12 protein-coding genes are annotated in these 13425 nt (G+C 69.5%); 4 read left to right on the forward strand and 8 right to left on the reverse strand.

Annotated features, from left to right (window positions below):
- Window positions 1-108: 108 nt before the first annotated feature.
- The 4 genes from FLX08_RS15095 to FLX08_RS15110 form a co-directional block, all read right to left on the reverse strand.
- A complete protein-coding gene (locus FLX08_RS15095) occupies window positions 109-1422 on the reverse strand; it encodes a hypothetical protein (protein WP_142619593.1) in 1314 nt (437 codons plus the stop codon).
- A gap of 379 nt (window positions 1423-1801) precedes the next feature.
- Window positions 1802-3523: an arginine--tRNA ligase gene (argS, locus tag FLX08_RS15100; RefSeq protein WP_142619476.1), complete on the reverse strand. Its 1722-nt coding sequence runs from the start codon at window positions 3521-3523 to the stop codon at window positions 1802-1804.
- Between the two features lie 50 nt (window positions 3524-3573).
- A complete protein-coding gene (gene plsX / locus FLX08_RS15105) occupies window positions 3574-4602 on the reverse strand; it encodes a phosphate acyltransferase PlsX (RefSeq protein WP_244312654.1) in 1029 nt (342 codons plus the stop codon).
- A 17-nt stretch (window positions 4603-4619) separates the two neighbouring features.
- Entirely contained in the window at window positions 4620-5189 is a 570-nt protein-coding gene (locus FLX08_RS15110) for a DUF1707 SHOCT-like domain-containing protein (protein WP_142619477.1), read from the reverse strand.
- Between the two features lie 387 nt (window positions 5190-5576).
- Between FLX08_RS15110 and FLX08_RS15115 the strand changes: the two genes are divergently transcribed.
- Window positions 5577-6521 carry a hypothetical protein gene (locus FLX08_RS15115; protein WP_142619478.1) on the forward strand — a complete coding sequence of 315 codons (945 nt, stop codon included), beginning with the start codon at window positions 5577-5579 and terminating at the stop codon, window positions 6519-6521.
- Between the two features lie 293 nt (window positions 6522-6814).
- On the opposite strand, the gene FLX08_RS15120 is transcribed toward FLX08_RS15115, so the two are convergent.
- The 4 genes from FLX08_RS15120 to FLX08_RS15135 form a co-directional block, all read right to left on the reverse strand.
- Window positions 6815-6994, reverse strand: coding sequence for a hypothetical protein (locus tag FLX08_RS15120; protein ID WP_142619479.1), 180 nt, complete (start codon window positions 6992-6994; stop codon window positions 6815-6817).
- Between the two features lie 61 nt (window positions 6995-7055).
- On the reverse strand, window positions 7056-7592 hold the full coding sequence (locus FLX08_RS15125; protein ID WP_142619480.1) for a YbhB/YbcL family Raf kinase inhibitor-like protein: 537 nt from the start codon (window positions 7590-7592) through the stop codon (window positions 7056-7058).
- 19 nt (window positions 7593-7611) lie between these two features.
- Window positions 7612-8409 (reverse strand): ABC transporter ATP-binding protein, encoded by a 798-nt coding sequence (locus FLX08_RS15130; RefSeq protein WP_167530433.1) that lies wholly within the window; start codon window positions 8407-8409, stop codon window positions 7612-7614.
- A gap of 22 nt (window positions 8410-8431) precedes the next feature.
- Window positions 8432-9337, reverse strand: coding sequence for an ABC transporter permease (locus tag FLX08_RS15135; protein ID WP_142619482.1), 906 nt, complete (start codon window positions 9335-9337; stop codon window positions 8432-8434).
- 399 nt (window positions 9338-9736) lie between these two features.
- Here FLX08_RS15135 and FLX08_RS15140 point away from each other — a divergent pair, with 399 nt between their 5' ends.
- The 3 genes from FLX08_RS15140 (at window position 9737) to FLX08_RS15150 (ending at window position 13417) form a co-directional block, all read left to right on the forward strand.
- Window positions 9737-11416 carry a peptide ABC transporter substrate-binding protein gene (locus tag FLX08_RS15140; protein ID WP_208761474.1) on the forward strand — a complete coding sequence of 560 codons (1680 nt, stop codon included), beginning with the start codon at window positions 9737-9739 and terminating at the stop codon, window positions 11414-11416.
- Between the two features lie 134 nt (window positions 11417-11550).
- On the forward strand, window positions 11551-12477 hold the full coding sequence (locus FLX08_RS15145) for an ABC transporter permease (protein ID WP_142619484.1): 927 nt from the start codon (window positions 11551-11553) through the stop codon (window positions 12475-12477).
- Window positions 12470-13417 (forward strand): ABC transporter permease, encoded by a 948-nt coding sequence (locus FLX08_RS15150; protein ID WP_142619485.1) that lies wholly within the window; start codon window positions 12470-12472, stop codon window positions 13415-13417. Before FLX08_RS15145 ends, FLX08_RS15150 begins: the two co-directional genes overlap by 8 nt.
- Window positions 13418-13425: the final 8 nt, after the last annotated feature.

Below are 13425 nucleotides of genomic sequence, written 5' to 3' on the forward strand. Positions count from 1 at the left end.
CCCATGCCGCACGAGGGCCACCAGCCACGTGGCCGACACCGGCCAGGTGCCACACCACGCACACGGCCCACCCACTGGGCCCACTGTGTCGGGGCCGGCGTGGCGTCGCTACGCGGCCCGGGGGCCTCGGCGCAGGAGTGTGGACACCTCGGTCAGGTCGCGGGAGGCCTCGGAGGCACGCTCCTCGGACTCTCTCGCGTACTCGTGCAGGGCCCAGACGGCCTTGTCGGCGAGGTCGGCGAGCTTGCCCGCGCGGGTCTGGACGAACCGTACGTCGGAGTGTTCCCGGACGCGGTGCCGCCAGAGCAGATGTCCGCCCACGGCGGCGATCAACAGGCCGACGAGGGCGAGCGGCGGCTTGACCGCGAACCCGGTGACGATGACGACGACGGCCAGGACCAGGAGGACGTAGCCGGGCCAGGGCCGGGTGCGCTTCGGCACGCACTCGGTGACGAGCCGCTGCTCGGCGGTCGCCATCGACTCCTGGTCGGGTCCTTCGGGCCTGAGCCTGATCGGATAGCCGAGGATCGGCACGTCCAGGGTGTCGGGCGGCGGCTCGCGCACCACCTCGACCAGGGACTCCGCCGCCGCCTTGACCGCCGGAGCCGCCACGTGCAGGGCGAGCGCGGCCATGTGCGGATCGGCGTCGGGAGCCAGGTCCTGGAGCAGATGCCCGGTGAGCGAGCTCAGCGGTCCTTCCTGGCCGCCCTGACCCGCCAGGGCGCGGAGCACGGCCAGCGGCTCGTCCTCGGCCCACACGGTGCCGCGTACGACCTTGGTGACCTCGCCGGCCTGCCGGGTGGAGGTGATCTCGGTGCAGCGCTCGCGCAGACGGCGCAGGGTGGCCGACGCCTGTAGCGACCGCTCGATCTCGGCTACCTTCGCCAGCTCGGGGAACGGCTCCAGAGAGGCGGGCACGGATGTTTCCGGCAGGCCGGGCACGAGGGCCTTGAGCCACCGTTCGTCGGTGGCCGGTACGTCCACCGCGTCGAGCTTGCGGAGCACGAAGATCTTGCCGACCGGTCCGTACGCCCCGCGAGCGGCGGCGAGCCACAGCGCCCGCTGGCCGGGCGTCACCGGACGGTCTTCGGACAGGTCGCCGAAGGCGGTGCCGAGCCAGGAGGCGTGGATGCGGTCGCCATGACCACAGACGGCGAGGGCCAGGCACAGGAACAGGGAGGTGCGCCGCTCGTCCAGCTCGTTGGCCAGCGCCAGCGGCTCCAGGGCGTCCTTGCCGGACAGGATGAGGACGAGGGTCTCGACGGCGGGCCCGAGCCAGTAGCCCGGCACGTCGGTGATCCCCGGCGGCAGGTCGGGCGCTGTGCCGTCGGCCGCCAGGCTGACGATCAGCGCCTCGGCGTAGCGGTGCAGCTCCGTGGCCTCGGCCAGGTTTCCTGGGTCCGGACTTGTGGTCAGGTCCATGCTCACGCGAAACGCTCCCCGAGGAGTCGGCTGGCACTCCCTTGACCGCGCCAGACTAGAGGCTTGGTGCGACAGTCACGGGCGAGGCGCGCCGTGGACGGCTCTGACCGGCGGGAACGGAAAGGACGGGCCGCCCTGAATCGGGCGGCCCGTGGTCGTGTAAGGGCGCCGTTCCCGGCCCCATCGAGGCGATCTGGTGCCCTGCGGATGCCGTCTCCGGTCGCGCACAGGCGATCTTTCGCCCCGGAGGCGCCATCCCCGGTCTCGCTAGCGCGATCTCCCGCCTCGGGGACGTGATCCCCGGAGTCGGCGCCTCCACTGTGGGAGGCGCCGGTGTCGCCTTCTCCCGTGTCCGCCGAAGCGGAATCAGGCACCCCGCTCACATTCGTTCGGGGACTTCGATGCCGAGCAGGTCGAGCCCGCGCAGCAGCACCCGCAGGGTGAGCGCCGACAGAGCCAGACGCGACTGCCGTACGGACTCCTCCTCGGCCTTGAGGACCGGGCAGCTCTCGTAGAACGACGTGAACGTCTGGGCCACGTCGAACAGGTAGTTGCACAGCCGGTGCGGCTCGGACAGCTGCGCGACGGCGGCGACCACCGAGCCGAAGCCGAGCAGCTGCAGCGCGAGCGCCCGCTCGGCGGGGTGGCCCAGCGTGATCGGGCCGGTGACCGACGCCGGGTCGATCCCGCCGTTGCGGAAGATCGACCGGATGCGGGCGGTGGCGTACTGGAGATAAGGCCCGGTGTTGCCGGTGAGGGCGAGCATGCGGTCGAAGTCGAAGACGTACTCGCTGTCGTGGCTCACCGACAGGTCCGCGTACTTGACCGCGCCCATGCCGACCTGGCGCGCGATCTGCCGGCGGGCCTCCGGCTCGTAGCCGCGGTCGGCGATGACGGCCTCGGCCCGCACGACGGCCTCGTCGAGCAGATCGGTGAGCTTGATCGACTCGCCGCTGCGGGTCTTGAACATCTTGCCGTCGCTGCCGAGCACGCTGCCGATCTGCACGTGCTCCGCCTTGACGTCGTCGTGCAGCCAGCCTGCCACGCGCGCCGCGGCGAAGACCATCTGGAAGTGGAGCGACTGGGTGGCGCCCACGACGTACAGGATGCGGTCGGCCTTCAGGTCGCGGACCCGGTAGCGGATCGCGGCGAGGTCGGTCGTGGCGTAGCCGTAGCCGCCGTCGCTCTTGCGGACGATGAGCGGCAGCGGCTGGCCGTCGCGGCCCTTGAAGCCGGGCGGGAACACGCACAGCGCGCCCTCGCTGATCTCGGCCACGCCCGTGCGCTCCAGCTCGTCGCAGACGTCGGGGAGCATGGGGTTGTACATGCTCTCGCCGGCGATGTCGTCGTCGGTGAGCGTGACGCCCAGCGTCCGGTAGACCTTGCGGAAGTAGCGGTTGCTGTATTCGATGAACTCGCGCCACAGGCGCAGGGTCTCCGAGTCGCCGCCCTGCAGGAGCGGCACCCTGCGGCGGGACCGCTGCTGGAACTCGGGATCGTTGTCGAACTTGTGCCGTGCCGCCTGATAGAAGGCGTTGCCGTCGCCGGCGGCCAGCATGCCGAGCGCCTTGTCCTCGCCGATGTCGAGGAGGTGCTCGATGAGCATGCCGAACTGCGTGCCCCAGTCGCCGAGGTGGTTCTGCCGGATCACCCGGTTGCCCAGGTACTCGTTGGTGCGGGCGAGGGTGTCGCCGACGATCGTCGTGCGCAGGTGGCCGACGTGCATCTCCTTGGCGGCGTTCGGCGCCGAGTAGTCGACGACCACGGTCTGCGGGGCCGGCTGCGGCACGCCGATGCGCTCGTCGAGCAGCCGCTGCCCGGCCTGCCCGGCGATCCAGCTGTCGCGCAGCGTCAGGTTGAGGAACCCCGGCCCGCTGACCTCCACGCTGACGTCGGTCGTGTCGAGGTGGTCGGCGATGGCCTGAGCGACCTCCCGCGGGGCACGTCGGAGCCGCTTGGCCAGGCTGAGCGCGACGTTCGCCTGATAGTCGGCGAACTGGGAGGGCCTGATCAGCGGGTCTTCGGTGGCGTGCTCCGGACCGAAGGCGGAACCCAGCGCCTGCTGGACCCGCTCGGTGAGCACGAGCTGCGGGTCGGTCATGCCCCAAGCTTATCGGCGTACGCCTTCTGCCCGCCGTTCCATATCGGCGGTCACCAGCGGCGGTGCGACTTGTTGGTGGAGGCGATCCGCTCGCCGATCCTGGCGATGATGCCCTGGGCCGACAGGCGGGCCGCGAGCTCGCAGGCGGCGGCCACACCACGTGCCCGCGACGAGCCGTGGGCGATCACCACGGTGCCGCTGAGGCCGAGCAGCACGGCCCCGCCGTGCGCCTCGGGGTCGAGCCGGCCGGCCAGCTCCCGCAGCCGGGCGCGCTGCAGCATCCCGCCGATCCTGGCCACCCGGCTCTCCGCGATCGTCTCCCTGACCTGCTCGAAGGCGTACCGTACGGTGCCCTCGACGGTCTTGAGCGCCACGTTGCCGGTGAACCCGTCGGTGACGATCACGTCGACCTTCCGGGTGAGCAGGTCGTGCCCCTCGATGTTGCCGGTGAAGTCGACGCCGGGCGTGGCGGCGAGCAGTTCGTGGGCCCGCTTGGCGAGCTTGTTGCCCTTCTCGGGTTCGGCGCCGATCGTGAGGAGGCCGACGCGGGGACGCCGCATGCCGAGTGCCGTCTCGGCGTACGCCACACCGAGGTGGGCGAACTGCACCAGCATCTCCGGCTTGGCGTCGGCCGTGGCGCCCGCGTCGAGCAGCACGGTCGGCTGGGGCAGGGTCGGCAGGCCGACCGCGATCGCGGGGCGTACGACCCCCTGCTGGGCCCGCAGCCGCAGCCGGCCGGTGGCGACGACGCCCGCCGTCGAGCCCGCGGACACGACCGCGCAGGCGTCGCCGCGCCGTACGAGATGGCAGGCGATGGCGATGCTGGAACGGGGGCGTCGCAGGCTCGCCAGCGCGCCCTCGTCCATCGCCAGCGCCTCCTCGGCCCGCACGATGGGGATCTCGGTGACCGCGTCGTGCCGGGCCAGCTCCTGGTAGAGCAGGCGGGGATGGCCGACGAGCACGACGGGCACGTCCCGCTCCCGGACGGCCTGTACGGCTCCCGCGACGATCTCCCCGGGCGCGTTGTCGCCGCCCATGGCATCGAGGGCCACGGGCAGCGCACGTCCGGCGGGCTGCATGGCCGCATCGTAGGGCGTCAGCGACGGGTCCCGCGGTAGACCACGATCTTGCCGAAGCGCGCGTTGCCGGTGACGCGGATCAGCGGGCCGTCGCCGTCGCCGCTCCCGCCGGTCACCGAGCGCTTGGAGAAGACCGCGCTGCCCTCGTCGATCACCCTGGCGTCGGCCGGCACGGTGACGATGAGCTTGCCGCAGAAGGAGTTCAGCTCCAGCGTCACCTCACGGCCGGGCAGGACCGCCTCGCTGAGATCCACGATCAGTGCGCCGAACACCGAGCTGAGCTCGGTGTGCCGCCCGGCGACCCAGCGCCCACGACGTATGATCTTGCTGAACACCGCGGAGACCCGGTGCCGCTCCGTGGGGAGCGTGGCCGGTGGGTGGGCGGTGCCGGGCAGGTCCCCGATCAGGGGCGTGAGGTCGCCGATGGTCACGGCGCTGTAGGCGGCGTCGAGCCTGTCGGCGTGTTCGACGCTGGTCAGGCGGCCGGTGGCCAGCGCCTCACCGAGGACGGCCGCCACCCGGTCGCGGTCGGCGTCCGAGGCGCGCTGTGCGGGATCGTCGCCCGCGTACGGAGTGAGGGAGGTCACTTCGCCAGCGTAGCTCCTATCGAGATATGTCGCGATAGGCCGGGTTCGTGGACGGTCCCGGACCGGCCGGGTCGCGACGTCTGCCGGCGCGTCGCTAAAAGTGAGCGGAAAGATCTGCCCCGGGGCCTGGGCTCGGTGTTTACCGTCGCTTTCTCCGGAGGCGGGATTGGGGTGACCGTCAAGTGCTCGTCCGGTGCTCGATATACCGACTTTCCGGACGGGGCGCGGCCGGGGATCCCAAGGTCAGCCGGGCTTTTCCCCGTGATCGGCAGTGATAGAAATGCCGACGTCTTTGTCGGCGTGCTCGCCGACGCACGGGGGTTCTTGGGTTCGTCATTCCCACTCTCGTGAAAAGGAATATGAACCGGGGGCAAGTCAATGAAACGAGTGGTTAGGACAGCCGTCGTCGCCGTCACGATCGGCATCGCCGGCATGCTGGCCGCGCCCGCACAGGCCGACGTGTGCGCCAAGAAGTGCACGGAGCACCGGGTCACGACGCTGGCGAGGCTTCTGGCCGATCTGCAGGGCACGGCCGTCGTCGGGGCGACAGGCGGCGTCGTCGCGCAGGCCGACGCGGCCGCCGAGGTGGCGGTGAACCTGACCGCTGACATCAGGGCCGACCTCGTCGCGGTCGCGAACCTCGCCGGCAGCGTCACCGCCAACCTGTCCGCCGAGGCGAACGCGCACATCTGCGCGGCCGCCGACATCGCGGCGGACGTCGTGGCCGACGCCGCCGTCACCGTCGACGCCAACGTCGTCGCCCGGCTGGAGGCCCACCTCTCGGCGGCCCTGGTCGCGGTCGCGGACGTCAACGCGGCTCTCGCCGCCAAGGCGACCGTCGCCGCGGGCCTCGTCGCCCAGGTCGGCAAGCCGGTCGTCGCCGCTTCCGGCCAGGCCGCCACGGCCGTGGACGCCTCGGCGGCGGCCGTCGCCGGCGCGGGCGCCGTGGTCCACGCCGGGCTCAACGTCACCGCGCGGCTCAACGCGCTGCTCAGCCTCAAAGGCGCCGTCGCGGCGACCGCCGGCAGCGCGGGCGGCCTGCTGGCGCTGGTGCCGTGCGAGACGCCGGCGGACGGCGCCATGAGCAGCACCCAGACGGCGGCCACCGACGCCGCCGCCCAGGCCGACGCCAACAGCCGCGCGGTCACCAGCACCATCAGGAACACCGCGGACGCCCCGGCGCAGGGAGCCGCCGCGACGGCGGGGGCCGCGGCCGACCTCGCCACCTCCGCCTCGGCCACGGCCGACGCCGCCGCGTCGAGCACGGTCTCGTCCGCCCCGGACACCGTGGCCGGCGTCGCGCCGACCGGGCGCCGCGGGTACGGCCGGTGACCCTCGCCTGAGGCCTCCGTCACCGTCGAGGCGGCCCGCCGGGTGCCGCCGGTGGTCCCGCGGCGGGACCATCGGACACCTACGGCGGGGCCATCGGAAAAGACGTCGATGACGAAAGCGGCCGGCGCCCCGAGGGGCGCCGGCCGTCCGGTGTCATGCCAGGGTGTCCTGCCTGGTTTTCCTGCGTGGTTTTCCTGCGTGGTTTTCCTGCCGGGGTGCTCGCCGCGGAGCGGACGCGGGCACGCACCCCCTGCGGCTGTCCCGCGGCCATCACCATGCGGCAGGGCCGGGCCTCAGTTGGGCGAGGCCGGCGAGTCGAAATGTGCGCGCAGGTGGGTGCGCCTGGCGATCTGGGCCTGCAGACGGGCCATCTGCCAGTGCAGCTCGATGAGCTGCTCCGCGATCAGCCCGACGGGAAGCTCCGAGGGATCTTCGGCGGCCAGATTGTCGATCGCCGTCGCGAGGTCGCTCATCCGCACCTCCCCTATGTCGAATCTCCGTTCGAATCATAGTGGAACGAGCGGCCCTCCCGCATCAGGTTTCGTACACAGGTACGATATAACCGCGGGCGAGCGTGTTGGCCGTGATGTTGAAGCCGACCACGGCCGGCGGCGTGTCGGTGTCGAGGCCCAGGGACTCCACGCCGAGGGCGTGCACGGCGAACACGTAGCGGTGCGGGTGGCCGGGCGGTGGCGCGGCTCCGCCGTACTCCTTGGTGCCGAAGTCGTTGCGCGCGTGCTTGGCGCCCTCCGGCAGCCCCTTGAAGTCGGGGCCGGTGCCCGCGCCGGTCGGCAGCTCCGTGACGGTGGCCGGGATGTCGTACAGCACCCAGTGCCAGAAACCGCTGCCCGTCGGCGCGTCGGGGTCGAAGCAGGTGACGGCGTAGCTCTTGGTGCCCTCCGGGGCGCCCGACCAGCGCAGGTGCGGGGAGAGGTTCTGCCCGCTCATGCCCCAGCCGTTGAACACGTGGGCCTCGGGGAGCCGCTCGCCGTCGCGTATGTCGTCGCTCTCGACGGTCAGCGCGGGCACCTCGGGCAGATGGTCGTACGGGATCGGTGGCGGCGTCGGCACGGTCACCCCTCCGTTTCTCTCAGGCCTTGTTGTACGCCTCCAGGACCTCCTGGGGGTCGCCTTCCATTCTGATCTTTCCCTTGTGCAACCAGATCACCCGGTTGCACGTCTCCTCGATCACGTCGAGGTTGTGGGCGACCAGGAAGACCGTGCCGGCGGCGTCGCGCATCTGCTTGATGCGCTGCTGGCTCTTCTTCTTGAACTCGCGGTCACCCGTCGCGAGGGCCTCGTCGATGAGCAGCACGTCGTGCGTCTTGGCCGAGGAGATGGCGAAGCGCAGCCGCGCACCCATGCCCGACGAGTACGTCGACATGGGGAACTGGACGAAGTCTCCGATGCCGGAGAAGTCGACGATCTCGTCGTACTTCTCGCGCACCTCGCTCGGCGTCATGCCCATCGCGTAGCAGCCGAGGATGATGTTGCGCTCGCCCGTCAGCTCCTTCATGAGGGCCGCGTTGACGCCGAGGAGGGACGGCTGGCCGTTGGTGTAGACGGCGCCCTTGTGCGGGGGCAGGAGGCCCGCGATCGCGCGCAGCAGCGTCGACTTGCCCGAGCCGTTGCGGCCGATGATGCCGATGGCGTCGCCGTGGTGGGCGACGAAGCTCACGCCCTTGACGGCGTGGACCTCCTTCATCTGCGGCCGGCCCTGCCGCCGCAGCATGCGCATGAGCGCGCTGGCCGCGTTGCCCTTCTCGGCGTCGCTGGCCGAGCCGTACACCTTGTAGACGATGTGGAGGTCGTCGACGATGACGGTCGGGGTCCCGGCCTTGGGGTTCTGCGTCTCGTGGTTCTGCGTCTCAGAAGTTTGGGGCGCCACCTGCGACAGCTCCTTGGTCAGCTCAGCCACGGCCGTACCTCTCCTCGGCCCGCCAGAAGTACCAGAAGCCGACGATCAGCGCGAACACTGCCCAGAATATGCATGTCACCCACGCCCAGCGCTCGGGGAACCGCTGGTAGATCAGCAGATCGCGCATGAACTCGATGTACGCGGCGGCCGGGTTGAACTCCAGTGCCCACCTGAGGAAGTCCGGCAGGTCCTTGGTGCGGTCGTCGATCGCGTAGAAGACGCCGGAGGCGTACAGCCAGGTGCGCGTGATGAACGGCAGGAGCTGGTTCATGTCCCGCATGAACGCGCCGAGGCGGGCCATGAACATGCCGGTGCCGATGTTGAAGACGAGCTGCATGAGCAGCACGACGGGGATCAGCAGCCAGAGCCAGCTCACCGGCTCTCCGGTGACGAGCACCAGGAGGACGAGCACGACCATGGAGTAGCCGAGCTGCTGGAGCTCCTGGATGACGTACGCCAGCGGGAGGGCGGCCCGGGGGAAGTGCAGCGCCCGGATGAGGGACAGGTTCGACGAGATGGACTTGGCCCCGCTGATCACCGTGCGCTGGGTGAAGGTGAATACCATGACGCCGGTGATGAGGAAGGCGGGGTAGTTCTCGATCTTCTTGCTCTGCCCGAGGATGACGCCGAACATCAGCCAGTACACCGCGGCGTTGAGCAGCGGGGTCAGCACCTGCCAGAGCTGGCCGAGCATCGACTCGGAATACTTGGAGACGTTGCGCGAGGTGGCGTACGTGAGGATGAAGTGCCGCCGGTCCCACAGTTGGCGCAGGTAGGCGGGCATGCTGGGGCGTGCGATGGCGCGTCGTAGTCCGTGACGCTCGGCAAGCGCGGCCAGCGACTCCGGGGCTCGGCCGCCACCCTGGGCCTCCGCGAGCGCGGATTCCGGCTGGCTCATGGCATGGACTCTATTGGATGGAGGTCGGTGGGACGGCTGTCGCACCGAACGTGGCTGCGACTGGTCAAAGGTAGCCCAGGACATCTTGATCTGGGGACCGGGGCACGGGGTGTCGCCCCTGTCCTCGATCAAAGGACTGGCGTTCTGTTGGTATATGTACCCTAAAGGGGAGTTTGATGCCGTGTTGGGCATTTAAGGTTGGGCTCGCAGGATTGTGTGTGACGCCCGACTGCCGCACGTGTGACCGAACTGCAACGTGCTGGAGACTCCTCTGGTGCGTCCGGTAAGGGATGCTCCGGACGACTGGCAGGACGTCAGCTGGTTTGACGATGCCCGGCAAACCGGGTGCCGACCAGCGCGAACGCCCATCCTTAGAGGGAGGACCAATCCACTATGCGCGTGACTAAGGGCGCGAAGATCGCCACCGGCACCGCGCTGCTTGCGCTCGGCGTCGCCGCGTGCGGCGGGGGCGGCGGCTCCAGTAGCGGCGGCGGGGACAACCCCCGGGCCGCGACCGGGACCGTCTACATCCGCGGTTGTGAGCCGCAGACCGGCTTCGTCCCCGGAAACATCAACGAGACCTGCGGTGGCACGATCAACGACTTCGTGTACAGCCGTCTCGTCAAGTACAACTCGGACACGGCCGCTCCCGAGCTCGACCAGGCGGAGTCGATCGAGACCACCGACAACAAGGTGTGGACGATCAAGCTCAAGCCCGGCCTGAAGTGGACCGACGGCACGCCGGTCACGGCGAAGAACTACGTCGACGCCTGGAACTACACGGCGTACTCGCCGAACGCGCAGCTCGGCAGCTTCTGGTTCGGTGACATCGTCGGCTTCGACAAGGTCAACACGGCCGACCCCGACGGCCCCGACGGCCCGAAGGAGGCCCCCAAGCCGGAGACCGACAAGCTGGAGGGCCTGGAGGTCGTCGACGACCTCACCTTCAAGGTCACGCTGACCGCGCCCGTCGCCGTCTTCCGCACCAAGCTGGGCTACTCGACCTTCTCGGCGCTGCCCGACGCCTTCTTCAAGGACCCGAAGGGCTTCGCGCAGAAGCCGGTCACCAACGGTCCCTTCAAGTTCGTGCAGTGGGACCACAACTCGCAGATCATCGTCGAGGCTAACCCCGACTACCCCGGGCCGGAGAAGCCCAAGGTCAAGAAGATCGTCTACAAGATGTACAAGGACGACAACGCGGCCTACGCGGACCTGGTCTCCAACAACCTCGACTTCACCGAGCTGATCCCGCCGTCGGCGCTCGCCGGCGACAAGTGGAAGACCGACCTCGGCGACCGCGCGATCGACGGCCAGCAGGGCGTCATCCAGACGGTCACCTTCCCGCTGTACGACAAGGAGTTCGGCGGCAACGCGGACTTCCGCAAGGCCGTGTCGTACGCGATCGACCGGAAGACGATCACCGACAAGATCTTCAACAAGGGCCGCGTGCCGATCAACGGCTGGGTCTCCCCGATCGTCGAGGGCTTCAAGGACGGGGCCTGCGGCGACCTGTGCACCTACGACCCCGCCAAGGCGAAGGAGTACCTCGCCAAGGCCAAGGCCGAGGGCTACACCCCGCCGGCCGAGTTCCCGATCTGGTCCAACGCCGACGGCACTCACAAGGAGTGGATCGAGGCCACGGTCAACAGCATCAACCAGGCCTTCGGCGCCGACTCCGGCGTGAAGTTCGTGCACAAGGACATGCCCACCTTCGCCGAGCTGCGTGACACCATCACCCAGCACAAGATCAAGGGCGCGTTCCGCACCGGCTGGCAGATGGACTACCCGCACATCGAGAACTTCCTGAACCCGCTGTACAAGACCGGCGCCTCCTCCAACGACGGTCTCTACAGCAACAAGGCGCTCGACGCGAAGCTTCACGAGGCCGACACCGCCACCGATCCCGCTCAGGCCAACGCCCTCTACCAGGAGGCCGAGGCTATGCTGCAGCAGGACATGCCCGCTATTCCGCTGTGGTCGTACGGCCTGCAGGCCGGCACCTCCAAGTGGGTGACCGGCGTGAAGGTCACTCCCTTCGGTGTGCTCGACCCGCTGTCGATCGCGATCAAGGAAGCGTAGGACAGCTCGTAGGTGAACCCCCCGAGGCCGGTTCCCCCACCCGGGGCCGGCCTCGTGGGCTGTCCATTCGCGACTTCCCGTGTTGACCCACGGGGGGCGCATGTACGACCTTTAGCGTCAGATCGGAGGTGCGCATGGGCCGATACGCGATCCGGCGCCTGCTGCAACTCGTGCCCGTCGTGCTGGGCACGACCTTCATCATCAACTACATGGTCTGGCAGCTCCCGGGCGACCCGTTCGCCGGGAGATGTGGCCAGCGGCCCTGTCCGGACAGCTATGTCACGGCCATGCGCGAGCAGTTCGGGCTGGACCAGCCCATCCTGGTGCAGTACTGGAACTTCCTGAAGAACCTGTTCACCGGCAACCTCGGCACCGACTTCAACGGCGTTTCCGTCGCGACCCAGCTCGGCGACGCCTGGCCGATCACCATCAGGCTCGCGCTGATGGCGGTGCTCTTCGAGGCGATCATCGGAATCGGCGCCGGCGTCCTGTCGGGGCTCAAGCGCGGCGGCTTCGTCGACAACGTGGTGACGGTCGCCACGCTGATCCTGCTGTCGCTGCCGATCTTCGTCACCGGTTATCTGCTGCAGTGGATCCTCGGCGTGCAGTTCGGCGTGATCGAGCCGACCGTGTCGGACGCGGCGGCGGTCCCCGAGCTGATCGTCCCCGCGCTCGTGCTGGCCAGCCTCAACATGGCCTTCACCGCGCGGCTCACCCGTACGAGCATCGTGGAGAACCTGCGCGCCGACTACGTGCGGACGGCCGTGGCCAAGGGCCTGAGCAACCGGCGGGTGGTCGGGATCCACCTGCTGCGCAACTCGCTCATCCCGGTGCTGACGTTCCTCGGCACCGAGATCGGCTCGCTGATGTCCGGCGCGATCATCACCGAGGGCATCTTCAACATCCACGGCATCGGCGGCCTGCTGTGGCGGGCCATCAACGGCCAGGACTACACGATCGTGGTCCCCGTGGCCACGCTGCTCGTGCTCGTGTACCTGCTCTCCAACCTGCTCGTCGACCTCCTCTACGGCGTGCTCGACCCGAGGATCCGCTATGAGTGACCCCACCGCGACGCAAGACCTGATCAAGGGTGCGGACGATCCGGCCGCGAGCCCGGTCGCGGTCCGGGGCGACAGGCGCAGCCTCTGGCGCGACACGTGGGACATCCTGAAGCGACGCAAGATCTTCTGGATCTCGCTCGTGATGCTGATCCTGTTCCTCCTGATGGCGGCGTTCCCGACGCTGTTCACGCACAAGGACCCGGAGTACGCCACGCTCGCCAAGAGCATGGAGGGGCCGAGCGCGGACGCCTGGTTCGGCTACGACCTGCAGGGGCGGGACGTGTGGGCCAGGACGATCTACGGCGCCCGCACCTCGATCATCGTGGGTGTGCTGGCCACGCTCGCCACCATCCTGCTCGGCGGTCTGACGGGCGTGCTCGCGGCCTACTTCGGGCGGTGGATCGACGCGGTCGTCTCCCGCGTCGGCGAGATGTTCCTCGGCCTGCCGTACGTGCTGGGCGCGATCATCATCCTCGGCACCGTCGCGCCGGCCCAGTCGAACCCGGGCAAGGCGATGATCATGGCGGTCGTGATCGTCGTGCTGGCCCTGCTGGGCTGGCCGATCCTGATGCGCATCGCCCGATCGGCCGTCATCCAGGCCAAGCACCAGGACTACGTGCAGGCCGCGAGGGCGCTCGGCGCCGGGCCGCTGCGGATCATCTTCCGGCATCTGCTGCCCAACTCGCTGGCGCCGATCCTCGTGTACGCCACGATCACGATCGGCAGCTACATCGGCGCCGAGGCCACGCTGTCGCTGCTCGGCATCGGCCTGCGCCCGCCGGTCATCTCCTGGGGCATCGCGATCGCCGACCACGCGTCGTACATGCGGACCGGCGCTCACGCGCTGCTGTTCCCCGCGGCGTTCCTGTCCCTGTGCGTGCTGACCTTCGTCATGCTCGGCGAAGCCGTACGCGACGCCCTCGACCCGAAGCTTCGATGAGGAGGCAC

Origin of the sequence: Microbispora hainanensis, assembly GCF_006874475.1 — a bacterium.
Classification (GTDB): domain Bacteria; phylum Actinomycetota; class Actinomycetes; order Streptosporangiales; family Streptosporangiaceae; genus Microbispora; species Microbispora hainanensis.